Source organism: Pseudoalteromonas sp. SCSIO_11900 (assembly GCF_000576475.1).
GTDB lineage: Bacteria > Pseudomonadota > Gammaproteobacteria > Enterobacterales > Alteromonadaceae > Pseudoalteromonas > Pseudoalteromonas tetraodonis.
The window spans coordinates 1,045,780-1,070,048 of record NZ_KK070023.1 but is presented as its reverse complement, the minus strand read 5'-3'; the positions used below and the strand labels follow the sequence as shown (position 1 = coordinate 1,070,048).

At 41.4% G+C, this 24,269-nt stretch carries 29 protein-coding genes; 9 read left to right on the top strand and 20 right to left on the bottom strand.

Annotation, left to right across the window (positions count from 1 at the left end; translation table 11 throughout):
• Position 1 precedes the first annotated feature (1 nt).
• Positions 2-460, top strand: a complete 459-nt coding sequence (locus BG00_RS04990) for a Crp/Fnr family transcriptional regulator (protein ID WP_036980927.1) — start codon at positions 2-4, stop codon at positions 458-460.
• 1 nt (position 461) lies between these two features.
• Here BG00_RS04990 and BG00_RS04985 read toward each other — a convergent pair whose 3' ends face one another.
• Positions 462-1,100, bottom strand: a complete 639-nt coding sequence (locus tag BG00_RS04985; protein WP_248533642.1) for a hypothetical protein — start codon at positions 1,098-1,100, stop codon at positions 462-464.
• 81 nt (positions 1,101-1,181) lie between these two features.
• Positions 1,182-1,460 carry a hypothetical protein gene (locus BG00_RS04980; protein WP_036980922.1) on the bottom strand — a complete coding sequence of 93 codons (279 nt, stop codon included), beginning with the start codon at positions 1,458-1,460 and terminating at the stop codon, positions 1,182-1,184.
• A 241-nt stretch (positions 1,461-1,701) separates the two neighbouring features.
• On the opposite strand from BG00_RS04980, the gene BG00_RS04975 reads away from it, so the two are divergent.
• From BG00_RS04975 to BG00_RS04960, 4 genes are all read left to right on the top strand, one after another.
• A complete protein-coding gene (locus tag BG00_RS04975) occupies positions 1,702-2,085 on the top strand; it encodes an RNA-binding S4 domain-containing protein (RefSeq protein WP_036983354.1) in 384 nt (127 codons plus the stop codon).
• 96 nt (positions 2,086-2,181) lie between these two features.
• Positions 2,182-2,610: a hypothetical protein gene (locus tag BG00_RS04970; protein ID WP_036980919.1), complete on the top strand. Its 429-nt coding sequence runs from the start codon at positions 2,182-2,184 to the stop codon at positions 2,608-2,610.
• Positions 2,611-2,807: 197 nt separating this feature from the next.
• Complete coding sequence (gene acnA / locus BG00_RS04965; protein ID WP_036980916.1) at positions 2,808-5,552, top strand: aconitate hydratase AcnA; 2,745 nt, start codon at positions 2,808-2,810, stop codon at positions 5,550-5,552.
• A 158-nt stretch (positions 5,553-5,710) separates the two neighbouring features.
• On the top strand, positions 5,711-5,947 hold the full coding sequence (locus tag BG00_RS04960) for a hypothetical protein (protein ID WP_024601183.1): 237 nt from the start codon (positions 5,711-5,713) through the stop codon (positions 5,945-5,947).
• Positions 5,948-5,957: 10 nt separating this feature from the next.
• Here the strand turns inward: BG00_RS04960 and BG00_RS04955 are convergent, their stop codons facing one another.
• The 15 genes from BG00_RS04955 to rpsJ form a co-directional block, all read right to left on the bottom strand.
• Positions 5,958-6,488 (bottom strand): DUF4124 domain-containing protein, encoded by a 531-nt coding sequence (locus BG00_RS04955; RefSeq protein ID WP_036980914.1) that lies wholly within the window; start codon positions 6,486-6,488, stop codon positions 5,958-5,960.
• Between the two features lie 136 nt (positions 6,489-6,624).
• Positions 6,625-7,365, bottom strand: a complete 741-nt coding sequence (locus BG00_RS04950) for a phosphoadenylyl-sulfate reductase (RefSeq protein ID WP_036980912.1) — start codon at positions 7,363-7,365, stop codon at positions 6,625-6,627.
• 42 nt (positions 7,366-7,407) lie between these two features.
• On the bottom strand, positions 7,408-9,105 hold the full coding sequence (gene cysI / locus BG00_RS04945) for an assimilatory sulfite reductase (NADPH) hemoprotein subunit (protein ID WP_028835920.1): 1,698 nt from the start codon (positions 9,103-9,105) through the stop codon (positions 7,408-7,410).
• Positions 9,106-9,167: 62 nt separating this feature from the next.
• Positions 9,168-10,982 carry an assimilatory sulfite reductase (NADPH) flavoprotein subunit gene (locus BG00_RS04940; RefSeq protein WP_036980909.1) on the bottom strand — a complete coding sequence of 605 codons (1,815 nt, stop codon included), beginning with the start codon at positions 10,980-10,982 and terminating at the stop codon, positions 9,168-9,170.
• A gap of 418 nt (positions 10,983-11,400) precedes the next feature.
• On the bottom strand, positions 11,401-11,658 hold the full coding sequence (gene rpsQ / locus BG00_RS04935; RefSeq protein ID WP_008108356.1) for a 30S ribosomal protein S17: 258 nt from the start codon (positions 11,656-11,658) through the stop codon (positions 11,401-11,403).
• Positions 11,658-11,849: a 50S ribosomal protein L29 gene (gene rpmC / locus BG00_RS04930; RefSeq protein ID WP_004588692.1), complete on the bottom strand. Its 192-nt coding sequence runs from the start codon at positions 11,847-11,849 to the stop codon at positions 11,658-11,660. The genes rpsQ and rpmC overlap by 1 nt, the downstream gene beginning before the upstream one ends.
• A complete protein-coding gene (gene rplP, locus BG00_RS04925; protein WP_008108352.1) occupies positions 11,849-12,262 on the bottom strand; it encodes a 50S ribosomal protein L16 in 414 nt (137 codons plus the stop codon). Before rplP ends, rpmC begins: the two co-directional genes overlap by 1 nt.
• Positions 12,263-12,274: 12 nt before the next feature.
• On the bottom strand, positions 12,275-12,976 hold the full coding sequence (rpsC, locus tag BG00_RS04920) for a 30S ribosomal protein S3 (RefSeq protein ID WP_008108350.1): 702 nt from the start codon (positions 12,974-12,976) through the stop codon (positions 12,275-12,277).
• A gap of 12 nt (positions 12,977-12,988) precedes the next feature.
• The gene (gene rplV, locus BG00_RS04915; protein WP_004588690.1) at positions 12,989-13,321 is read right to left on the bottom strand and encodes a 50S ribosomal protein L22; all 333 of its coding nucleotides are present in this window, start codon (positions 13,319-13,321) and stop codon (positions 12,989-12,991) included.
• Positions 13,322-13,334: 13 nt separating this feature from the next.
• The gene (gene rpsS / locus BG00_RS04910) at positions 13,335-13,613 is read right to left on the bottom strand and encodes a 30S ribosomal protein S19 (protein WP_004588689.1); all 279 of its coding nucleotides are present in this window, start codon (positions 13,611-13,613) and stop codon (positions 13,335-13,337) included.
• A gap of 15 nt (positions 13,614-13,628) precedes the next feature.
• A complete protein-coding gene (gene rplB / locus BG00_RS04905; protein WP_007376192.1) occupies positions 13,629-14,453 on the bottom strand; it encodes a 50S ribosomal protein L2 in 825 nt (274 codons plus the stop codon).
• A gap of 17 nt (positions 14,454-14,470) precedes the next feature.
• Positions 14,471-14,773, bottom strand: coding sequence for a 50S ribosomal protein L23 (gene rplW, locus BG00_RS04900; RefSeq protein WP_006791359.1), 303 nt, complete (start codon positions 14,771-14,773; stop codon positions 14,471-14,473).
• Complete coding sequence (gene rplD / locus BG00_RS04895) at positions 14,770-15,375, bottom strand: 50S ribosomal protein L4 (RefSeq protein WP_008108340.1); 606 nt, start codon at positions 15,373-15,375, stop codon at positions 14,770-14,772. Before rplD ends, rplW begins: the two co-directional genes overlap by 4 nt.
• A 17-nt stretch (positions 15,376-15,392) precedes the next feature.
• Entirely contained in the window at positions 15,393-16,028 is a 636-nt protein-coding gene (rplC, locus tag BG00_RS04890) for a 50S ribosomal protein L3 (protein ID WP_008108338.1), read from the bottom strand.
• Between the two features lie 27 nt (positions 16,029-16,055).
• Complete coding sequence (gene rpsJ, locus BG00_RS04885) at positions 16,056-16,367, bottom strand: 30S ribosomal protein S10 (protein ID WP_002957900.1); 312 nt, start codon at positions 16,365-16,367, stop codon at positions 16,056-16,058.
• Between the two features lie 427 nt (positions 16,368-16,794).
• Between rpsJ and plsB the strand changes: the two genes are divergently transcribed.
• Positions 16,795-19,233 (top strand): glycerol-3-phosphate 1-O-acyltransferase PlsB, encoded by a 2,439-nt coding sequence (gene plsB / locus BG00_RS04880; RefSeq protein WP_036980905.1) that lies wholly within the window; start codon positions 16,795-16,797, stop codon positions 19,231-19,233.
• Positions 19,234-19,285: 52 nt separating this feature from the next.
• Here the strand turns inward: plsB and tesB are convergent, their stop codons facing one another.
• The gene (gene tesB, locus BG00_RS04875; RefSeq protein WP_036980904.1) at positions 19,286-20,143 is read right to left on the bottom strand and encodes an acyl-CoA thioesterase II; all 858 of its coding nucleotides are present in this window, start codon (positions 20,141-20,143) and stop codon (positions 19,286-19,288) included.
• A gap of 83 nt (positions 20,144-20,226) precedes the next feature.
• On the opposite strand from tesB, the gene BG00_RS04870 reads away from it, so the two are divergent.
• Both BG00_RS04870 and BG00_RS04865 read left to right on the top strand, forming a co-directional pair.
• On the top strand, positions 20,227-20,682 hold the full coding sequence (locus tag BG00_RS04870) for an EVE domain-containing protein (protein WP_036980901.1): 456 nt from the start codon (positions 20,227-20,229) through the stop codon (positions 20,680-20,682).
• 126 nt (positions 20,683-20,808) lie between these two features.
• Positions 20,809-21,840 (top strand): hypothetical protein, encoded by a 1,032-nt coding sequence (locus BG00_RS04865; RefSeq protein WP_036980898.1) that lies wholly within the window; start codon positions 20,809-20,811, stop codon positions 21,838-21,840.
• Between the two features lie 21 nt (positions 21,841-21,861).
• On the opposite strand, the gene BG00_RS04860 is transcribed toward BG00_RS04865, so the two are convergent.
• Together BG00_RS04860 and BG00_RS04855 are read right to left on the bottom strand one after the other, a co-directional pair.
• The gene (locus BG00_RS04860; RefSeq protein ID WP_013463775.1) at positions 21,862-22,053 is read right to left on the bottom strand and encodes a hypothetical protein; all 192 of its coding nucleotides are present in this window, start codon (positions 22,051-22,053) and stop codon (positions 21,862-21,864) included.
• Positions 22,053-23,120, bottom strand: a complete 1,068-nt coding sequence (locus BG00_RS04855) for a potassium channel family protein (protein WP_036980892.1) — start codon at positions 23,118-23,120, stop codon at positions 22,053-22,055. The genes BG00_RS04860 and BG00_RS04855 overlap by 1 nt, the downstream gene beginning before the upstream one ends.
• 166 nt (positions 23,121-23,286) lie before the next feature.
• Here BG00_RS04855 and BG00_RS04850 point away from each other — a divergent pair, with 166 nt between their 5' ends.
• Positions 23,287-24,234 carry a chemotaxis protein CheV gene (locus BG00_RS04850; RefSeq protein WP_036980889.1) on the top strand — a complete coding sequence of 316 codons (948 nt, stop codon included), beginning with the start codon at positions 23,287-23,289 and terminating at the stop codon, positions 24,232-24,234.
• The last annotated feature ends 35 nt before the right edge of the window (positions 24,235-24,269 follow it).

Here is a 24,269-nt window from a genome sequence, read left to right as displayed (position 1 = left end):
GATGAAGTTAATTGAAAACATCCCTTTGTTTAAGCAAATGGAAATTATAAATCGCTTAGAATTCTTTAAAGAGTTCACGCTTAATGAACGTCAAATTCTTTTAGAGTCGTTTGGATTATTATACTTAGTAAGTAAAAATCAGTTTTTATTTAAAGAGTTTGATAATGACAAGCGACTGTTTATTGTCCTCAGTGGCTCCTTGATGGTGTTTAAGCATAATCACCTTCTAGAGCTAGGCACCATAGAACCTGGTGAATTTATAGGTGAAGGCGCGTTTATTAATAACCGAGAGCGCAGCATTAATGCACGCGCCAAAGAAAATGCTATCGTACTGGCTATTACAGCCGATGCCCTTACCCGCCTACCTAATGTTATACGCGAAAAAATTAAAGACCGTATTATTGAAGGAATGAGCCTGCGCATAGCTAAACTAAGCGAGCATATAGAAACCCACGGTTAAATCAGTCCATATAAACAATTTGTAGTGAACAATCAAGCCAACCGGGGGTGTTAACGCTTGCGATAAATGTGTAGGTATCTGACGGCTTGGCGCCAAAGGGGGTATTTACAAGCGGCTGCGAATGACTGTATGTTTGCGAATAGTCTTTATAATAAACAACAACATAACCATATAAATATTCCCAACTTAGCCTCACGATTGCGCCACTTGGTAATGTAAACTCAACAGCTTCATTTGCAAATTTGATTGCTAAACCATTGTATTTATCTTCGCTGCAATGAGTTGTTCTCAGCTGATTAGGCATAACAAAATTTCTATTGGCATCAGCATTTTTTAAATAAAAGCCTATATTGCCATCACCATAAAAATGATTTGAACGACTTGTATAATTAACTTGTGGCGCGTACCCTAACTCTTGCATTATAGCTGCAAGTTGCTCCGTCTCTTTGGGGTAAATTTTATCGCTTGAGAGTAGTAATGTGGCCTCACCAAAATCTGATGGGATTGCTAGTTCTACATATTCATAGGGAAGAGTTTGTGCATTTAGTGCAGCATCTAGCTGGTTGCGCTGTTCACCTTGCAAGTTTTCAATAAAAACATAAACAGTAGGTCGCTGGCACGCAGCTAATAAAAACACCAATATACATATTAAAATTCCATTTTCATTATCACCCCCAAATGATTACAAGTGTAGTCTATAAGGGGGACTTAAAATGGCAATTTAATTTATTTGGTTATTTAACCATGCATCAACACTCTGGCGATTATAAAGTACTTCATTAAATAAACGATGTCGTTCAAATACCAGCTCGCTTTGTTTGGTTTTAAGCCCGCTGACTAACTGACTGTGGGTGTCATTAAACTTGGAGATAACTGAAAAACCACGTTTAGTGTCTTCTTGTACCTGCTGAGCCAAATGCTTTCTAACATCATCAGCAGTTAACATATCTGAATTATCTAAGCCCATTAGCTCTTTTTTCATCGCTAATCTTATGCCCATGTTTTACTCCACTGTTTATATTCAATTTCTTTTTACGACAGATATTGGCAATAAGCGCGCCAATGTGTAATTTTTTCACGCGAAGTGTAGTCTTGAATTACTTCAGTTTTTTTAAAGACAAATGAAAGAGGTAAAAAGTTTCATAAAAAATGCACAATCATCGCATCTAACAAACGCACTTTGGTGCAAAATAACCAGCTAGCCTTTATACTACAGCTAATGCCCCCCACAGAGAAACATGATGAACGAAGAGTATATAGAAATTGAATTAGAAGAAGAGCCTATAGAGCTTTGTAAATTATTAAAAGTATTAGATCTAGTTGAAGGTGGCGGCCAAGCAAAAAATCTAATTAGCGGTGGCTATGTGGGTGTTAACCATGAAATTTGTACAATTAAACGGAAAAAATTATACAGTGGCGATGTTCTTACATTTGATGGCGAGTTGTTCCAACTGACGCTAAGTGAAGATGCTACTCCAGCAGAACGTCCTGTTATTGATGAATCAATTGTTACAGAAAAAGCCGCGCCCGTAGCAACAACAGAACCATCTAAAAATAAGCGCAAACGTACTAAAAAACCTAAAGTGGATGAAAAAACGGGTCGTCGTCCTATTTCGTTTGGCTAACATTCGCTTACGTCATATGTGTTATTAAAAGCCAGTTTGCATCACTGGCTTTTTTATTCTTTAATAGAATATCAATAATAAAAAATCGATGTTTACATGTCAGAAAACACTGCAAACCGCTGGATAACACCCGCACTCATCACCGCCCTGTTATGGAATATATTAGGTGTTTTTGCATTTAGCATGCAGCTATTATTAACACCCGAAATGGTAAGTAAACTCCCACAAGAACAACAACTTGCTTATAACAGCCAACCTCTATGGGCTACTTTAGCGTTTGCTATTGCAGTATTTGGCGGCGCATTAGGGTGTGTACTTCTATTATTCAAAAAGTCACTGGCCACATTAACATTAATAATCTCTTTGGCAGCGGTTTTAGCTCAGCAATATTATAATTTTTTGATTATTAATAGCATCAGCTTGTTTGGCGTTAGCGCTATTTTTATGCCTATTGCAGTGATCTTAATTGCGATTGCATTGGTGTATTTAAGTTTCCACTTAAAACAACAGGACTACTTTAAATAACACTTTTTAAGTTTAGTTTTGTGGCCAATTATTACTCAGAGCATCCCTTGAATTTTAACTTTTGGCCTTCATCTCTATTTATATAACAGTCAAGAAAATTACACTGCATGGTATTTTTATCATGGTACACAGTTTGCAAACTACTACAGAGGTCACTTTTTCAAGAATATCAATCTAATTTATTGAAGGGACAAATAATGAAAAATAGTTTCGACACCCAACAACAGCTTACTATCAATGGCGAGCAATATCATATTAACTCGCTCATGGGACTTGGCGATAAAGCCAAACGCCTGCCTTTTTCGTTAAAAATATTACTAGAAAATTTATTGCGTAATGAAGATGGTGTGAATATTAAAGAGCAAGATATTCAGGCACTACTAGATTGGGATCCAAAGGCTAAGCCCTCGGCCGAAGTAGCCTTCACCCCTGCCCGCGTAGTAATGCAAGATTTTACCGGTGTCCCTGCTATTGTTGACTTAGCCGCCATGCGTGATGCGATGGAAAAACTTGGTGGCGATCCTGCAAAAATAAATCCGCTTTCTCCGGCTGAACTGGTGATCGATCACTCAGTACAAGTGGATGGTTACGGTAAAGATGGCTCATTCGACTTAAATTCAAAACTAGAATATGAACGTAATAAAGAGCGCTACGAGTTTTTACGTTGGGGTCAAACCGCATTTGATAATTTAAAAGTAGTGCCACCAGCCACAGGTATTGTCCATCAAGTAAATTTAGAATACTTAGCACGTGTAGTGTTCAATGATACAAAAAACGGTAAATCGTTAGCCTATCCAGATACACTGGTTGGTACTGACTCTCACACAACCATGATCAACGGCCTAGGCGTACTCGGTTGGGGGGTAGGCGGTATTGAAGCAGAAGCCGCCATGCTTGGCCAACCTATTAGCCTACTTATTCCTCAGGTCGTTGGCGTTAAATTAAATGGCCGCTTACCTGAGGGCACTACAGCAACCGATTTAGTACTTACTGTTACTGAAATGCTGCGTAACCACGGTGTGGTAGGTAAGTTTGTTGAGTTCTATGGTGACGGGCTTGCCGACTTACCACTGGCCGACAGAGCGACTATTGCCAACATGGCACCGGAATATGGCGCAACCTGTGGTATTTTCCCTATTGATGATGAAACGATTAATTACTTACGCTTAACTAATCGCGATGAAAAGCAGCTTAAACTGATTGAAGATTACGCAAAACATCAAGGTTTATGGCGTAATGATGGCGATGAAGCACATTATACCGATAAGCTAGAACTAACTTTAGATGATGTAGTACCAAGTCTTGCTGGCCCGAAACGTCCACAAGACAGAATCACACTGGATAAAGCCGGTGATGTTATTGGCCAACACTTAAAAGACTTCCAAGACGAACGTATGGCACGTCGAGATAAAAGCGATGAAGAGCAAGCGCGTATTGAAAGTGAAGGCCCTACTACCAATCCTGACGAACCCACTGATGAAGCGCAGTTTATGGGCGCAGCAAAAGTTAACTTTAATGGCCAAGAGTTTGAATTAAACGATGGCGCCTGCGTTATTGCTGCAATCACAAGCTGTACTAATACCTCTAATCCAAGCGTAATTTTAGCGGCAGGATTAGTGGCTCAAAAAGCACGTCAATTAGGTATTAATGTAAAACCTTGGGTTAAAACGTCTTTAGCACCAGGTTCGCAGGTGGTTACCGATTACCTTGAAAAAGCAGGGTTAATGGATGATCTTGATGCGCTTGGTTTTAACTTAGTTGGTTATGGCTGTACCACCTGTATTGGTAACTCCGGTCCATTAGCGGATGAAATTTCAGAAGCTATTCAAAAGCATAAACTAATTGTAAGCTCTATTTTGTCGGGTAACCGTAACTTTGAAGGGCGTATTCACCAAGACGTTAAAATGAACTTTTTAGCCTCGCCACCTCTTGTGGTTGCGTATGCTATCGCAGGACGTACAGACATAGATGTATACAACGAGCCGCTGGCGCAAGACGAAAATGGTAACGATATTTACCTTAAAAATATTTGGCCAAGCGTGAGCGAAGTCAACGAACTAGTACAAAAAACGGTAACCAAAGAAATGTTCGAAAAAAGCTATGCCAACGTTTACGAAGGCGATAGCCGCTGGCAAAAAATTCAAATCCCTGATGGTAAGCTTTACGATTGGGATGCTGCCTCGACTTATATCAAAAAAGCGCCATTCTTTGATGGTATGAGTGTTGAACCACCGGGGATCCCAAAAATAGAAGGTGCGCGCTGTTTAGCTAAACTAGGCGATTCAGTGACTACCGATCATATTTCACCAGCAGGTGCGATAAAAGCGGAGGCACCCGCAGGACTTTATCTGCAAGAAAATGGGGTAGAGAAAGCACAGTTTAATTCTTATGGTTCTCGCCGTGGTAATCACGAAGTAATGATGCGTGGTACGTTTGCTAATGTGCGCCTTAAAAACTTACTCGCCCCTGGTACTGAGGGCGGTGTCACTCGCACTCAACCTGACGCTAAGCTAGAGAGTATTTATGATGCGGCAATGGCATACCAAGAGAGTGGAACACCGTTAGTGGTTCTAGCAGGTAAAGAATATGGTACCGGCTCCTCACGAGATTGGGCTGCAAAAGGCTCATTACTACTCGGTATTAAAGCTGTGATAGCACAAAGCTATGAGCGTATTCACCGCTCAAACCTGATTGGTATGGGTGTATTACCTTTACAATTTAAAGAGGGTGAAAGCCATGAGTCATTGGGCTTAACGGGGCAAGAACAATTTGATATTCAAGGTTTATACGACAAAACCGACGAAGTCAGTGTCATTGCCACTAACAGTGAAGGTAAACAAGTTAGTTTTAGTGCCGATGTGCGTATTGATACCCCTAAAGAGTGGGATTACTACAAACATGGCGGGATTTTGCAGTACGTATTACGCAATATGCTCGACTAACTAGCCATTAAACAATGGTAGCTTAAAAGCCTAGCTCAGCAATGAGCTGGGCTTTTTACATTCGCTATAGAAGTAAATATTGATACACCCTTGCGCTAAATCAATGTTGCTCTATCAAGATACCATACACTAAGAAGACACGCTGCGCAGAGGTCGCCATGTCTTCAATAGTAATGATAAGACTACTTAAAACATCTATTTTGCTTGGATTATGCCTGATTGTGACAGGCCATGTATTAATTGTATCGAGCTACTTTACCAGCCAGTACGGTATTAAAGGCATTATTACTGCAGCAGCGTGCATTGCAATTGGTGTGTTTTTATCACTGCCAACTAAAATTTATTTAACCATATTATTAATGGAAGCAGAAAAGCGCTACTTGAAATCGCAGTAACTCCCAAGGGCTAAAAGCCGCTGAAACTTTCGACTTCTTTACTGCGTTGCTCAATTCTCTTTTTGGCTTTTTCAGCATCTTCAAACAACTTATTAATTGACTCACTGTTGTATATTTCAGGCGCTCGCTGAGGAAAAGGTTTTGCCGCAGATTTAGCACTGCCACTTAATATAGCTGTATCTTCGGCTACCACAACATTAATATCTGCAGGGTCAAGGTGCACTTCAATACTCTTGCCATTTTTATTTGGCACATCGGAGAAATGCCACTGCCCTTGCTCATCTTGCCACTTATAAATTTTACTTTGAGAGTCAGATGCTAACGGTGACGATGTGATTTTATCTCCTACTTTTTTAAGCTCAAGTGTGAGCTGCTCAAATGTATCAGATGAAAGCGCTACCACTTTATCTTTAATAGAAAAAGATTCATTTTTAATCAATGAGCTGGTGAGCCAAGGTTGCCCATTTGGCTTTTTAAGATAAAACAAAGAGATAAGAGCAATGACCATTACTGATATTGCTAAGTAGGTAAAGTATTTCATAGCGTTCCTGCTGTAAATTTAATCCTTTATTATCATTAATATAATAAAAAAACGGTAATCAGGCAATTATTTTATGGAAAATAAAAACGCAGCTTTAGCTGCGTTTTTAAATTTATAGCTTTGAATAACAAGGTAATTAAATTCCATCACCATCGATATGCAAGCCACACTCACGGCTCAGCCCAAAAAAGCGGGTTTCTTCTTCGCTCATTCCTGGCTCTAATTTACGCGTAGTGTGTACATCACCCATAGACACATAACCTTGCTCCCATAATGGGTGGTATGGCAGATCATGTTTAGTAAGGTATTGGTACACATCACGATTATTCCACTCAATAATAGGGTACACTTTTACTGTACCTCGGCTGATTTCTAAAACTTGCTTTTCAGCACGGCTCGACGATTGATCTCGACGCAAGCCACTAAACCAGGTGCTCGCGTTAAGCTCTTTTAAAGCACGCGTCATTGGCTCAACTTTATTGAGCTGGTTGTATTGCTTAATACCTTCTTCACCTAGCTCCCATAGTTTTCCAAATTTAGCCTCTTGCCATGCAGGGCTCAACTGCGCTTTATACACTTTTAAGTTAAGTGATAAACGCTCGCTCATCTGATCGATAAACTGATAGGTCTCTGGAAATAGATAACCCGTGTCTGTTAGTACAACAGGTATATCGGGGCGCTGTGATGTCATTAAATGCAACATTACCGCTGCTTGAATACCAAAACTCGATGATAAAAACGCGGTGTCAGGCAAGTGCTCTAGCGCCCATGCAACGCGCTGCTCAGCATTCATGTTAGCCAGCAAACCATTCGCATCAGCTAACATAGCCTGTTGGCTTTGCTTATCTAGCTGTAATATGTTTTTAAATTCACTCATGGTCAATTTTAAACCTCACCAGCGCGGTGCGCTGCTTTTAAATTATGCGTAAAAATCGGTAACAGATACTTTTACTTCTGCAACAATACCCTTGCGAATAACAAAATCACCAAAGCATTCGCCTTCATTGCGCTCACTAACCCATTGCCCAATAAGCTTATCAAATGCCTCTAGGTAAACTTCTTCGCCCACATTTTCAAGATAAAGCTTAGGGATACGCGTCCCCTCCGTATTCCCGCCAAGGTAAACGTTGTACTTACCTGGGCCTTTACCTACTAATCCAGCTTCAGCTAACATGGCACGACCACAGCCGTTAGGGCAACCAACCACACGCATAATAATGCTGTCATTTGGTACTCCATGCTTGGCCAATAAGCCTTCTATTTTTTCAATTAAACTCGGTAAGTAACGCTCGGCTTCAGCCATCGCTAAAGGGCAAGTGGGCAGTGACACACACGCCATTGAGTTTTTACGTTGCTCAGTGTCTTTGTCATCAATCAAACCGTGTTCACGCGCTATTTTTTCAATAATTGCTTTTTGATCCGCAGGCACACCGGCAATAATTAAGTTTTGATTGGCGGTCATGCGAAAATCACCTTGATGAATTTCTGCAATCTTACGACACCCTGTTTTTAGTGGCTTATTGGGGTAATCTAAAATACGACCACTTTGAATAAAGAGCGTTAAGTGATGTTTACCGTCAATGCCTTCAACCCAACCAATGCGATCCCCTCGATGAGTAAACTCATAAGGGCGGCTTGGTGCAAAACTCACGCCTGCACGTTTTTCAACTTCTGCTTTAAATACATCAGACCCAACACGGTCAAGTGTGTATTTAGTTTTTGCGTTTTTACGGTTAGAACGATTACCCCAATCACGTTGCACAGACACTACGTGCTCCGCAATTTTTAAGGTATCTTCAAGGGCAATAAAACCAAAATCATCGGCTTTACGTGGATACGTTGCAGTATCACCGTGGGTCATGGCAAGCCCCCCCCCTACTAGCACGTTAAAACCAACTAATTTACCGTTATCAGCAATTGCCACAAAGTTTAAGTCGTTTGCATGAACATCCACTTCATTATTTGGTGGAATTGTTACTGTGGTTTTAAACTTACGCGGTAAATAAGTTGAGCCTAAAATTGGCTCTTCTGTGGTTTCACTTTTTTCGCCATTGAGCCAAATCTCTGCATACGCTTTGGTTTTAGGTAATAAGTGCTCAGAAATCTTTGCCGCCCACTCATACGCCTCTTGGTGTAACTCAGACTCAACAGGGTTAGTGGTACAAAGTACATTGCGGTTCACGTCACCGGCGGTTGCAATAGAATCAATACCCACGCTATTAAGTAATTGGTGCATACCTTTAATTTCAGGTTTTAATACACCATGAAACTGAAATGTTTGGCGCGTAGTTAAACGAATACTGCCATAGCTGGTTTTCTCCCCAGCAAACTTATCAATTGCTAACCATTGCTCGGGCTTAATAATGCCGCCAGGCATACGCGCACGCAGCATGACATTATGTAGTGGTTCTAGCTTTTGTTTAGCACGCTCGGGACGAATATCGCGGTCATCTTGCTGGTACATGCCATGAAAACGAATTAACTGGAAATTATCGGCAGTAAAACCACCGGTAATTTCATCTTTTAAGTCTTGCGCTATAGTGCCGCGTAAAAAGTTACTTTCTCTTTTTAAACGTTCGTTATCAGAAAGCTTTACGGTTTTATCTTGTTCGCTCATTTTAAATCCTAAATTTGTTACAGTGACGGCTGTTAGCTTTTAATAAAATAAACAACGTGTACTTAGTACACGTCTTTCTGATAGCGATTTGCGCTACGCAAATCTTTTAAATATTGGTCGGCCTCTTCATTACTTTTGCCGGTATTTTCGCTAATGATATCAATTAAGGCATTGTGTACATCTTTAGCCATGCGGTTTGCATCGCCACACACATAAAAATGAGCACCCGCTTCTAACCAGTCAAACACTTCTTTTGAGTTTTTACGTAACTTATCTTGCACGTAAACTTTTTCTGCTTGATCACGGCTAAACGCCACATCGACTTTACTTAACAAGCCTGATTTTAAGTAACCTTGAATTTCTACTTGGTATAAAAAGTCTTGGGTGAAGTGTGGGTTACCAAAAAACAGCCAGTTTTTACCCGTAGCCTCTCGCGCATCACGCTCTTGTAAAAAGGCACGGAACGGTGCAATACCTGTACCTGGCCCTACCATGATGATCGGTGTGTCATCATTTACTGGTAAGCGGAAGTTGTCATTATGTTCACTAAATACTTTTACTTTACAGCCTTCTTGCGCTCGGCGTGCTAAATAGCCTGAACAGCCACCTAAATGCTCTGTGCCAAACGCTTCAAACTCAACCAGTGCAATAGTTAAATGCACTTCGTCCTCAACCTCGCTTTGGCTAGAAGCAATTGAATATAAACGCGCTTGTAATTTACGTAGGCAATCAACCAGTGTTTGTGCCTCTAATTTAGCTGGGTTTTGTGCAACCACATCAAAAATTTGGCGTGGCTCAATGTATTCACGCATTGCGGCTTTATCTTCCACAAGCTTAAGAAGTTCAGGCGTGCCTGTAGCCGTGGCATATTTTTCTACAAAACCAGGGTACGATTGTGTCAGCTCTAGTTTTTCAATTAAGGCATCACGCACGCTAAGTTCTTCATCGCCAAGTTTGACGCGGCTAGTTGGATCAATTTGCGTTTGCGCTAGTAGCTCATCTACACGGGCTTCATCATTTAAAAAGTAAATGCCTAACGAGTCACCCGGCGTATAGGTAATGTCAGACCCTTCAAGTGAAATTTCAATATGGCGTACATCTTTGGTTGAATCACGACCGGTAATTTTTTGCACTAAGCTTAGCTCTGCCGCAAACGGGTTTTGCTTAGTGTATTGGCTAGCCGCTGTTGTGGGCGTACCAAATGGCATTGATACAACTTGGCCGCCTGTGGCATCTTGCTGAGCTTTTAAATCTGGCTCAAACGCATTTAATGCGCCCTCGATCCAAGTGGCGGCTTCGTCATCGTAATCAACGTCTAGGTCGGCACGTTGATAAATAACCTCTGCATCGAGGTTAGTTAAACGCTCTTCAAAGTCTTTAGCGGTTTGACAGAAAAATTCATAGCTAGAATCACCTAAACCTAATACCGCGACTTTAACACCATCAAGCTTTGGCGCTTTTTTGGTAATTAAAAATTCATACAGTGTTTCGGCGTCTTCTGGTGGCTCACCTTCACCATAAGTTGATACAACAACGGTTAAAAACTTTTCTTTTTTCAATGCGGTCGGTTTGTAATCTGACATGCTAACCAGCTTTGCAGCTAGCCCACGAGATTCAGCTTGCTCTTTAAGCTTAGTCGCCACCGCTTTAGCGTTACCTGTTTGTGAACCATACAAAATAGTAAGTACGGCTGCCTCAGAGCTTGCCGGTGTACCTGCAATTGGCGCACCTAGCGCTGCTGAATTAGCATTAGCAGCCAAATAGCCGCTAACCCACGCTTGCTGAATTGGATTAAGCTCAGCCACTAAACCTTGTAGCTTTTGAACTTGCTCTTGCGAAAGCGGACTTGCTAACGCATTGAGTTGACCTAACAACATGAATTTTTCCTCATAACCCTGAACGTTAAACACAATGCTTGTTCACATTGTTTAAAATGAGTGCCACCTCATTCAGAAGGTTCTGTTGAGGTTAATTGAGTATGCAGGATAGCCGTCTAAGCATAGATAAAAAAAGAATAGAATCTGCTTTGATATTCCATTTAGTTATTAACCTAGTTAAAAAACCAGTGAAATTAACCTAAAGGGTTTTTATTGCCTTTTATGAAATTCTAATTTAACAATACGCCCATTTTATAATATTATTTTTGCACTTAGCTTCGTAACACTCAGCCCAAACTACGGCGCTATAATTTACTTCTGCCAGCTAAAGGCTGAAAGTTTACCGCTAAAAACTGCTCTAAACGTAAAAAGCCCCAGCTAATGCCGGGGCTTTTCATAAAACAGACTTAATTAAAAATTAAGCTTGTTTTGGACGTTCAACAACATCTACCAAAGTCCAAGATTTGTTCTTAGAGATTGGAGCGCATTCACGGATAGTGACAGTGTCACCCGCTTTTGCAGTGTTATTTTCGTCATGTACGTGTAACTTAGTCGTACGTTTGATGAATTTCCCATAAATTGGGTGCTTCACGTAACGTGCGATAGCAACAGTGAAAGATTTTTCCATCTTGTCGCTGATTACACGGCCTTGAAGAGTACGAATTTTATCGCTCATTATTGACCTGCCTTCTGGTTAATAATTGTTTTTACACGCGCGATATCGCGACGTACTGTTCTTAGCGTGTGTGTCTGAGCTAACTGACCAGTGCTTGCTTGCATGCGCAGGTTAAACTGCTCACGAAGAAGACCTAGAAGTTCAGCATTTAGCTCTTCTACGCTTTTATCTTTTAGTTCGCTTGCTTTCATCACATTACCGTCCGAGTTACGAAAGTTGTTTTGAATGGCAGTTTACGAGCAGCAAGGTTAAACGCTTCACGAGCAAGCTCTTCTGAAACACCTTCCATTTCGTAAAGTACTTTACCAGGCTGAATTTCAGCAACCCAATATTCAACAGAACCTTTACCTTTACCCATACGAACTTCAAGAGGTTTTTCTGTGATCGGCTTGTCAGGGAAGACACGGATCCAGATTTTACCTTGACGTTTCACGTGACGCGTCATAGCACGACGAGCTGCTTCGATTTGACGAGCAGTCATGCGGCCACGACCAGTAGCTTTCAAACCGAAAGTACCGAAGCTTACTTTGTTACCGTTTTGCGCTAAACCGCGGTTGCGGCCTTTGTGCATTTTACGGAATTTTGTACGTTTTGGCTGTAACATTACTCGCTACCTCTACTTAGCACTTTTTTTGGCTTTCTTTGGTGCGCGTTTAGCTGGCTTCTCTTGCTCTTGTACTAGTGGTAAACCACCAATAACTTCGCCTTTGAAGATCCAAACTTTAACACCAATGATACCGTAAGTGGTTAAGGCTTCAGAAGTTGCGTAGTCGATATCAGCACGAAGAGTATGTAGAGGTACACGACCTTCACGATACCATTCTGAACGTGCGATTTCTGCGCCGCCAAGACGACCGCTAACTTCAACTTTAATCCCTTTAGAACCGATGCGCATTGCATTTTGTACCGAACGCTTCATAGCGCGGCGGAACATAACACGACGCTCTAGCTGAGAGGCAATGCCGTCTGCTACTAGTTGTGCATCTAGTTCTGGTTTACGTACTTCAGAAATATTAATCTGAGCAGGTACACCAGCGATTTTAGTTACCGCTTGACGTAATTTTTCTACGTCTTCGCCTTTTTTACCGATAACAACACCCGGACGAGCCGTGTGAATAGTTACTCGGATAGATTTTGCTGGACGCTCAATAACGATTTTAGACACAGAAGCCGCTTTTAATTCCTTAGTAAGGAATGTACGTACTTTGTGATCGCCAAAAAGCTGTGCAGAGAAATCTTTTGAATTCGCGTACCAGGTAGAAACCCAAGGTTTAGATATACCTAGGCGAATACCAGTAGGATGAACTTTTTGTCCCATTACTTATATCTCCTAGCTATCTGAAACCACAACAGTGATGTGGCTTGTACGCTTAAGGATGCGGTCTGCGCGTCCTTTAGCACGTGGCATAATACGTTTCATTGTTGGACCATCGTCCACAAAGATCGTTGTTACACGTAGCTCATCAATGTCAGCACCTTCGTTATGCTCTGCGTTAGCAATAGCAGACTCAAGTACTTTCTTAACTAATACAGCCGCTTTTTTCGGGCTGTACGCCAGGATTTCTAGTGCGCGATCGACAGGTAACCCGCGGATCTGATCTGCAACTAGACGTGCTTTTTGCGCCGAACCAGAGGCGAATTTATGTTTAGCTAATGCTTGCATTTATCTTCCCCTCTTAACGTTTCTTCGCTTTCTTATCCGCAGCATGGCCACGGTAAGTGCGAGTTGGTGCAAATTCACCTAGTTTGTGACCGATCATTTCGTCAGAAACGAAAACTGGTACATGCTGGCGACCATTATGGACAGCAATGGTCAATCCGATCATGTTAGGTATGATCATTGAACGACGGCTCCAAGTTTTAATTGGCTTCTTTTCACCGCTTTCCAAAGCTTTCTCTACCTTCTTCAGCAAGTGTAGGTCTATAAAAGGACCCTTCTTGAGAGAGCGTGGCATGGCTATTCCTCAATATTACTTAGTACGACGACGTACTATAAATTTATCCGTACGCTTGTTCTTACGCGTCTTAGCACCTTTAGTCGGCTTACCCCATGGAGACACAGGATGACGACCACCAGATGTACGACCTTCACCACCACCGTGTGGGTGATCAACCGGGTTCATGGCAACACCACGAACTGTCGGACGAATACCACGCCAGCGATTTGCACCTGCTTTACCAAGTGAACGAAGCATATGCTCAGCATTGCCTACTTCACCTAGTGTCGCACGACAATCAGATTCAACTTTACGAACTTCGCCTGAACGAAGACGTAATGTTACATATTGACCATCACGTGCAAGGATTTGAACGTATGCACCAGCAGAACGTGCAATTTGAGCACCTTTACCTGGTTTAAGTTCTACGTTGTGAACAGTCGAACCTACAGGCATATTACGCATTGGTAATGCATTACCAGGTTTGATTGGTGCATCAACACCAGACTGGATTGCATCGCCAGCTTTTAAGCCTTTTGGTGCGATAATGTAACGACGCTCACCGTCTGCATATAATACAAGAGCGATGTTTGCGCTACGATTTGGATCATATTCTAAACGCTCAACAGTGGCTGGAATGCCATCTTTAGTACGTTTAAAATCGATTAAACGGTAATGCTGCTTATGACCACCACCGATATGACGAACCGTAATACGACCATTGTTATTACGACCACCTGATTTAGAGTTTTTCTCTAATAGTGGTGCGTAAGGTTTACCCTTATGTAAATCTGGGTTAACCACTTTAACTAGGTGACGACGACCCGCAGAAGTTGGCTTACACTTTTGAAGTGCCATAATTCTAACTCCCCTTATTACTCGGCGCCGCCGACAAAGTCCAGCTCGCTACCTTCTTTAAGAGTAACGTAAGCTTTCTTCCAGTCGCTACGACGACCGAAACGCATGCCAGTACGTTTTGTTTTACCCTTAACGTTAAGTGTGCGAACACCAGTTACTTCTACTTCAAAAAGCTTCTCAACTGCCGCTTTAATTTCAGCTTTAGTTGCATCATTTACTACTTTGAAAACAATTGTGTTGTTTTCTTCAGCAGCAATTGTGCTTTTTTCAGAGATATGTGGAGCAAGGATCACTTTTAAAAGACGTTCTTCACGGATCATGCTAGCGCCTCCTCAAGTTGCTTAACAGCAGCAGCTGTAATTAGTACCTTATCGAAAGCTATTAAGCTTACAGGATCGATACCAGCTACATCACGTGTGTCAACCTTGTACAGGTTACGTGCCGATAAGAAAAGATTTTCATCTACTTCTTCAGTCACGATAAGAACATCTTTAAGCTCAAGTTCTTTAAGCTTAGCAACTAGTTCTTTAGTTTTTGGTGCTTCAAGACCAAAACTTTCAACAACGATTAAACGCTCTTGACGAACTAATTCAGATAAGATGCTTTTGATCGCACCGCGGTACATTTTACGGTTTACTTTTTGGCTGTGGTCTTGTGGTTTAGCTGCGAAGCTAACGCCACCTGAACGCCAAATTGGACTACGGATTGTACCAGCACGTGCACGGCCAGTACCTTTTTGAGCCCATGGTTTTTTACCACCACCGCTTACTTCAGAACGTGTCTTCTGAGCACGAGTACCTTGACGAGCACCTGCTGCGTATGCAACAACTACTTGGTGTACTAATGCTTCGTTAAACTCACGTCCAAAAGTAGCTTCAGAAACTTCAAGAGCGCCAGAAGCGTCTTTAATTGCTAATTCCATCACTAAATCTCCAGGACTTATGCTTTAACAGCTGGTTTAACGATAACGTCACCGCCGATAGCGCCAGGTACTGCACCTTTAACTAAAAGCAGGTTACGCTCAGCGTCAACGCGAACTAGTTCAAGGTTCTGAGTTGTTACTTGCTCATTACCCATTTGACCGGCCATTTTCTTACCTTTAAACACCTTACCAGGTGATTGGTTTTGACCGATTGAACCAGGAGCACGGTGAGATAGAGAGTTACCATGTGTAGCGTCTTGCATGCTGAAATTCCAGCGCTTAACACCACCTTGGAAACCTTTACCTTTAGAAGTACCGGTTACGTCAACTTTGTTGATTTCGTTGAATAATTCAACCGTAAGCTCTGCGCCTACTTCAAAATCGCCTTCACCACCATTTAGGCGGAATTCCCACAGACCGCGACCCGCTTCAACACCAGCTTTAGCGAAGTGACCCGCTGTTGCTTTGTTTACACGGCTTGCTTTTTTAGTGCCTGCGGTTACTTGAAGCGCGTTATAACCGTCTGTTGCGTCAGATTTGATCTGAGCAATGCGGTTAGGAGTCGCTTCAATAACTGTCACAGGGATAGATACACCATCTTCAGTGAAGATACGTGTCATACCCACTTTACGACCGACTAGACCTAATGCCATTTTCCTAAAACCTCTCTAATCTTCCGATTAACCCAGGCTGATTTGAACATCAACACCAGCAGCAAGGTCTAAACGCATAAGTGCGTCTACAGTCTTGTCAGTTGGTTCTACGATGTCGATCAGACGTTTATGGGTGCGGATCTCGTACTGATCACGCGCGTCTTTATTAACGTGCGGTGATGTAAGTACAGTAAAACGTTCAAAGCGTGTAGGTAGTGGAATTGGACCACGTACTTGTGCGCCAGTGCGTTTCGCAGTTTCCACGATTTCCGCCGTTGATTGGTCAATCAAACGGTGGTCAAAAGCTTTTAGGCGAATACGAATGCGTTGATTTGACATTCTTAAACCTCAATATAAAGAGCATTTAAAGAGCATAAAAAAACGACCGAAACAATCTTAATAATTAAGATGCCGGTTGTTAGATTATATCTACGTTGAGTTCCAAATCGGAACTCCTGTTTATTAGCTTGAAATCCAAGCTTAATTTATTCTTTCTTGTTCCCGAGGGAATTTTGAAAGCCTGCGTATTATAATGATGCTGGTGATAAATGCAACAACTATTTAGACATAATTGCCTTGTAATTGTCGTTTAAATAACAGTCAAGTTTATCAATAGTGAACGTAATGGAAGTGATGATGTCACTATAATGTCATAGCTTGTCGATTAATCTGCAGAGGATTTTTTAGATTATATGTTATCCTATGCGCTAATTTTGCTGTTATATACCCATATTGATTTGGGTAACTACTCTCTTATGGTGAGTCAATGCGTATTTTAAATTATGGTTTAAATCTTATCTCTGGTGGTATTAGCCGCTTGTTTGTTAAAAGCAAAGTACTGCCGGAGAAGCCGTTAGAGCAATTTGAGTTAAACCCTAAAAACCCGACCTTTTATATAGTGCGTTTAAATTCACGCTTTGATTTAGCGGCACTCGCGCGCGTATGTAAACGAAATGGCTTGCCCGACCCTACCGAGCAGCAAGTGTTAGGTGACCAAGCGTTAGATCGTTTTATTGGCATTAAAAACCCACCACCGTTATTTGGTAATAAAGAAAAGCCTACCAACGCATTAGATCAGGGCAAGCAAATCATTGAACATTTATTATATAGTGGCCAAAAAAATGTGCAGGTTGTGCCTGTGACTATTTTATGGGGCAGAGCGCCGGGTAAAGAGAAGCCAGGACTGAGTACTTTACTTTCGCACTCACTTACGCCCAGCTGGTTTAGAAAAATATTTGTTGTACTTTTTTCAGGGAGAGACAACTTTATTCGTTTTAGCCAACCACTCGATTTATCACTATTGGTGAACGAAAAAGCCGATGTAAATGAGCTTCCGCATAAACTACTTCGCGTAGCTAGAGTACACTTTAAGCGCCAGAAGCTGGCTGCCACAGGGCCTAAAATCCCATCACGAGATCAATTATTTAGCTCACTACTGGCATCCCCAACGATAAAAAAAGCGATTCAAACTGAAGCGTCTGAAAAAAATATTAGCCAAGCCCAAGCGCGACAAAACGCATTAAAGCTTCTTGATGAAATTGCTGCTAATTACAGCGACGCCACCATTCGCGTTGCCGATCGCATATTAACCTGGCTTTGGAACAAGCTGTATAATGGGATTGATATAAAGTACACCGAGCAAATCCATGACCTAACCAACAAAGGCCATGAAATAATCTACATGCCGTGTCATCGTAGTCATATGGATTACTTGCTACTGACCTACTCTATTTACCATCAAGGGCTTGTTCCACCGCATATTGCAGCGGGTATTAACTTAAACTTTTTCCCAGCCGGTGGCATATTCCGCCGCAGTGGCGCGTTTTTTATTCGCCGCTCGTTTGCTGGTAACAAACTTTACTCAGCGGTATTTAAAGAATACTTAAGCCAGTTATTTATCAAAGGTTACTCGGTAAAGTTTTATACCGAGGGTGGGCGCAGCAGAACGGGACGTTTACTACCCCCTAAAACAGGCATGCTCGCAATGACAATGCAAGCCATGTTGCGCGGTATAGACAGACCGATATCTATTGTGCCGGTATATATTGGTTACGAGCACGTCATGGAAATCAATACCTATTTAAAAGAGCTGGCTGGGAACGATAAAAAAGGCGAGTCGATATTAGGTATTTTTAAAGCAATTAAAAATTTAAAAAACTATGGTCGTGGTTATTTAAACTTTGGCGACCCTATTTCTATCAATCAGTATTTAAATGATAACCAGCCTGACTGGCGTGAATCAATTCATGCAACCGATGTGCAAAAACCACAATGGTTAGGGCCGCAGGTGGCTAACCTTGCAGATCAGGTTATGGTTAAAATTAACAATGCCGCCGCACTTAACTCTGTTAACCTACTGGCGATGATACTGCTGGTAAACGATAAGCAGGCATTGAGTAAGCCAAAGCTGTTAGCTCAGCTTGAGTTTTACTTACGATTGCAACGTGAAGCAAGCTATAGCAGTAAAATAACCGCACCAGATGAAACACCAGAGCAGCTACTTGAACATGCCTTAAAACTTAACAAGTTTGACGTGATCAGTGATGAGTTTGGCGAAATAATTGCGATAAGCGATAAAGAAAAAACCTTATTCAACTATTACCGTAATAACATTTTGCATATTTTTGCGGTGCCTAGTTTAGTGGCGCTGCATTTATTTAAGCAACATCAAAGCACCGTAACTCAGTGCCATCAGCTGGTGAAATCTTTTTATCCATTGTTTGCTAAAGAGTGGTACTTGCAAGAGTTAGATGAGAGCTACGTTACTCGTATTTTAACTAACTTTAGTGATCAAGGCTTAATTGCGCTTGATGGTGATAACATTAAAGTGACTCAAAATAACGATAGCTTTGCCAAGCTCGAAATGCTCGGTCGTGCATTGAGCTTTACTTTGCAACGTTATGCGATTGTGATTGGCTTTATTCAAACCAGCCAAGGGATTGAAAAAGCAGAGCTTGAACGTGAAAGCTATGTGCTGGCGCAGCGCTTGGGTACGTTACATGGCATTAAAACGCCAGAGTTTTTTGATAAAAAGGTACTCAGTAGCTTTATTTCAAACCTACGCGAACAAAAGCTGATTAGTGAATCAGACAGTGGCTTACAAGGCAGCCCAGCGTTGTGCGAGACTTACAAGCAACTACAAACGCTATTACCGGCACGTATTTGGCAGTCAATAACAGATATTGTGCACGCTCAATGCAAGTAAAATAAAACCATACCCACTATATTGAAGGTATTCAATATAGTGGGTATTAGGATTAGCGCTGGCGCATTACCCCTTCTTGAATAGTAGAGGCTACCAAGTTTCCTTGGCGGTCAAAAAACTGCCCACGTACCAGCCCTCTTCCTGAGCTCGCGCTTGGGCTATCAATAGTATATAAAATCCAATCATCCATTCTAAACGGACGATGAAACCACATAGCATGGTCAATCGTCGCCACTTGCATATTCGGCTGCATAAACGACACGCCATGTGGTTGTAATGCGGTTGGTAAAAATTCAAAGTCGGACGCATACGCTAATAAATAGTTATGAATACGTTGATCGTCAGGCATATCGCCATTGGCTTTAAACCAAATATGTTTTACTGGTTCAATGGCTTCTGGTTTAAAGGGGTTATGAAAATTCACTGGGCGCATTTCAATCGGCATTTCACGAATAAATTTATTACGGATAGCTTCTGGAATATGCTCTGCATTTTCTTGATAAAACTCTAATGAAGAACGTAACTCTTCAGGAGCTGGAACATCTGGCATGGTCGCTTGATGCGATAACCCTTGCTCTTCACCTTGAAACGACGCCGTCATGTAAAAAATTGGTTTACCGTACTGAATCGCACTGACACGTCGAGTGCTAAAACTTTTACCATCACGTATAGCTTCTACATCGTACACAATCGGTTTTTCAGCGTCGCCAGGGCGTAAAAAGTAAGAATGTAATGAGTGAACAATTCGCCCCGCTGGCAGTGTTTCTTTGGCTGCTGAAAGCGCTTGCCCCATAACTTGACCGCCAAACACCGCTCTAAAACCTAAGTCTTGGCTTTGTCCGCGGTATAAACCTTGTTCAATTTCTTCAAGTGATAACAACGACAATAAATCATCTAATACTTGGCTCATTATTTCTTCCTCAATCCCCTAATTTCTAAATGATACTATACAATACTGGAAAAATACCAACACACTGAGTGAGGAAAACTAATATGGCTTTTTGGCTGTTTAAAACCGAACCCGACGCCTTTTCAATTGATGACTTAAAACAAGCCCCAGAGCAAACCACGTTATGGGAAGGCGTGCGAAACTACCAAGCGCGTAACTTTATTCGTGATGATGTACAAAAGGGCGATTTGGTGATGATTTATCATTCTAGCTGTAAACAGGTTGGTGTTGCGGGAATAGGAATTGTCACTAAAGCCGCTTACCCTGATCCGACTCAGTTTGATTTAAGTAGCGATTATTATGATGCCAAAGCAACCGTTGAGACCCCCCGTTGGTTTGTGGTGGAAGTAACCTACCATTCTCATCTCAGTAGCATAGTGAGCTTGCAAGCAATTAAGGCAAATGAGTCAGTGACAGACATTGCTCTTAAAAAAGGGGGGCGTTTATCGGTCATGCCAGTGACCGAAAATGACTGGAATGAAATTTTGAACATGGCTTAGTAGTCGCAAAGGTAACATACATTTTACCATTAAAAAGGCACTCCACCAGCGCAGCATAGCTTGGCTCAATTTCTCTTATGCCCTCAGATTTGCTATGATCTGCAGCTTGTGCGCACTGGAGGAAAAATGAAATTACTATACTGGTTAGATGAATGGTTAACTCTCAGCGATAATGAGAAGCAAGCAAAACTACCTACCTCTAGTGGGGATTTACTCGGTGATGTGTATGTAAAATATCACTTTGTTGATCTCAACAAACCCCTGCTTTTTACTTTTTCACCTGCCGGTACTGATGTACAAGAGCGTGATTTGAACGAAGACTTTGCACCTTGGGGCTATCATTTAGCTCAAAAGCAAAACGTTAATATTATTGCGTTTCAGCATTTGGGTAAAAGTAATTGGTTTCGTAACCGCAATTTAATCTTTTTTATTGAGCAACTATCAACCCTACTCTCTCCTTTTGAAACCAAGCTAGGTTATGGACTTAGTCGTGGCGGCTTTGCTGTGGGTGCATTTGCTAAATTACTCAAACTCGACAAAGTGCTGCTTTTCCATCCTGTTAGCACTAAAAACAAACTTATCGCCCCTTGGGATGACCGCTCAAGTACCGACATTGCCCAGCAATATGACTGGCAAGGTGACTACCATGATTTAGATTTAGGGGATGCAGAGGGCTACATTATTTACGACCCAACCAACCGCATTGACCGCCAACATGCTAAACGCTATAAGCAGCTCACTCACTTACGCGTGTTTGGGATGGGGCACGGCACCCATACCACCTATTTAAATAAGTTTGGGTTTTATAAACAAGTGGCTGTTGATTTTATTGCTAATCAACAAATCGACATTGCACAATTTAGGTTACAAACAAAAACACTGCGTTTAAAAGAGGATTATTATAAAAAACTTAATAAAGCCAATGCTAATTCGCCGCATCGTCAAGCGTTATTAAGTACCGCTCACACTATTTTAATCGACGAAAAAGCAGCGCACGTGCAAGAGCACCAAGAAAAAATTGATATTCAACCTTTAATAGACGTAGCCATTAAGCATCAAGATGAGAATCCAAATGATGCCATTAAACTATTAGAAGTGGCTCAACAGCTAGCGCCAGACGACCCGCTGGTTGAGCATAAACTGAGACAATTAGAATAAGTAACAAAAGGTACTCATTCTTTACTTTTTCTTGGCGTGCCCTTGCTTGGGCACAATCGAAAAGTAAAGAATCAGCGCTATCCACGAAAAGAAGATAGCGCCTACTAGCCAGCCATTTTTTTCATGGCCTTGGCTACGCTTACTGTTAAGAATTATCATAATAGGGAAAATGTAAGCACATAAAACAATAATTAAAAAAGCAATTTCAGTCATTATTTTTCCAAGCTAGGCCAGTCAACTTCATTACTCAATACTCGCTCTTGCGCGATATAATGCAGTATATCACCCGCATTCACTGCGTAATCTAAAGGTGGATTTAAATCCATATTTTTTGCACTTAAATTATGAGCCACCCCTAATAATATTGCATCATGATCGTACTTAAAATGATGAAATAATTTACCAAACTCCATGGTTTTTACATTACTAGGGATTTGTAAACTAAACTGCGTATCACCGTGCAAGGTTGATAATAGTTCCTCTTGTACACGACTTGAGCCTGGGTCTTGCATTGAGCGCACTAAAATCTCTGCCGATTTAGTACTGCTACACTCTACGTTGTGGCAATGCTCTAATAACATTTCCACTTTCGTTTCATCAAAAAAGTGTGCACTTATGTGACAATCTTCTTTAACTAAACGACTAATACGCAGTGCGGTGGTAAATGTTTGGTCGTCATCTTGGCCATCAATAATCACTTTATCGGCGTGGCGAATGGCAACGCGTTCTAATTCATCCAAATCGGTGAAACTGGTTAGGCGAGCAAAATCAACATTCTCATTACTTAAAAACGGATGCTCTATTTGTTCAGTAACCGCTAATAAAATACGGCGATCTGTCCGCTTAGTATCAGCCAAAATGTAGTCGATCATTTTTTTGGTACGAGCATTATGCCAACCAAAAATAATAATATGATTGCTACTGTGAGCAAAGTTTTTATCACCAGTCATAGCGCGCCTAATTAAGTAAGTTACTGTTTGTCCTGTTTTACCCAACAAGACACCAAATAAAGCCAAACCAAAAGGTATTTGTATTAATGCGACAATCCATCGACCTAAGTCAGTTGATGGACTTAAATCCCCATACCCTACCGTTGAAGTGGTTACCGTGTAGTAGTAAAAAAAAGTACCCGGTGAAAGCAGTGCCTGCTCATTTGCCACTAACAATAAGCACCAAGTAAGCAGCATATGTAAGGATGTTGCTATTACAACAGACTGCCAACTTACCTGATCAATATGGCTGCGCAACAGCACAACAATACGTTTTAAAATATGATGCATAATTTTTTGTTAATCGATTGATTATTTAAATCATTTAGTAACACGATACTGTAAATGATAACACCTAAGCAACGTTTTACTGTAATCGAAATATTCAAGGTTCGTTATGAAGAAAAATAAGAGTAAACTATAGTTATTAAGTTATGAGGAAAAACATGGGTCTATTATGTCAGGTGTTTTAGCGTCAGTTGATCAGCGTACTCAGCTTGTAGGCGAAAATCGTTTAGAGTTGCTACTTTTTTATTTGCATAGCCGCCATTTATTTGCACTCAATGTATTTAAAATAAAAGAAGTGGTAAAGCTTCCCCGTTTAAGCAAAATACCGCACTCTCACCCTAAGGTAACCGGTGTTGCCAATATACGTGGTGAATCTATTCCGGTGATTGATCTACGCCAAGCCATTTCTATGGCTAAAAAAGAATATGGTGAAGATTGTAACCTGGTCATAACTGAATATAACCGTACCACTCAAGGTTTTTTAATTGGCAAGGTTGATCAAATCATGAACATGACCTGGTCTGACATTATGCCACCACCCAGCTCAGTGGGTAAAAATCATTACATTACCGCACTAACTAAAGTGCAGCGTGACGGTATAGAGCACTTAGTAGAAATTATTGATGTTGAAAAAGTACTGGCCGAAATAGTTGAGTACGAGGTTAATATTTCTGAAGGGGTGTTAGATCAAACCATAGTCAATGAATTCTCTGGGCGAAAAATACTACACGCTGATGATTCGCCAACAGCCCGCAAGCAAGTTAGCGATACGTTATCGCAGCTTGGTATCGAAATTATTCCTGCCAGTAATGGCCTAGAAGCCCTACAAATGCTCAAAAGCTGGGCTGATGAAGGACGCGATGTTGAAAAAGAGCTGCTAATGGTGATTACCGATGCCGAAATGCCTTCGATGGATGGCTATCGCTTAACCTATGAAATACGTAACGACAACCGCTTAAAAAACTTATATGTGGTGCTTAACACGTCCCTGAGTGGTAGCTTTAACCAAGCCATGGTGGAAAAAGTAGGCTGTAATGCATTTTTATCAAAATTTCAGCCCGACTTACTCGTTCAAGAAGTACAAAATCGCTTAAAGCAAGTGCTTGGTGATTCTTAATTGAGCATAACTAGCAAATACCGACCAAGGTAAGT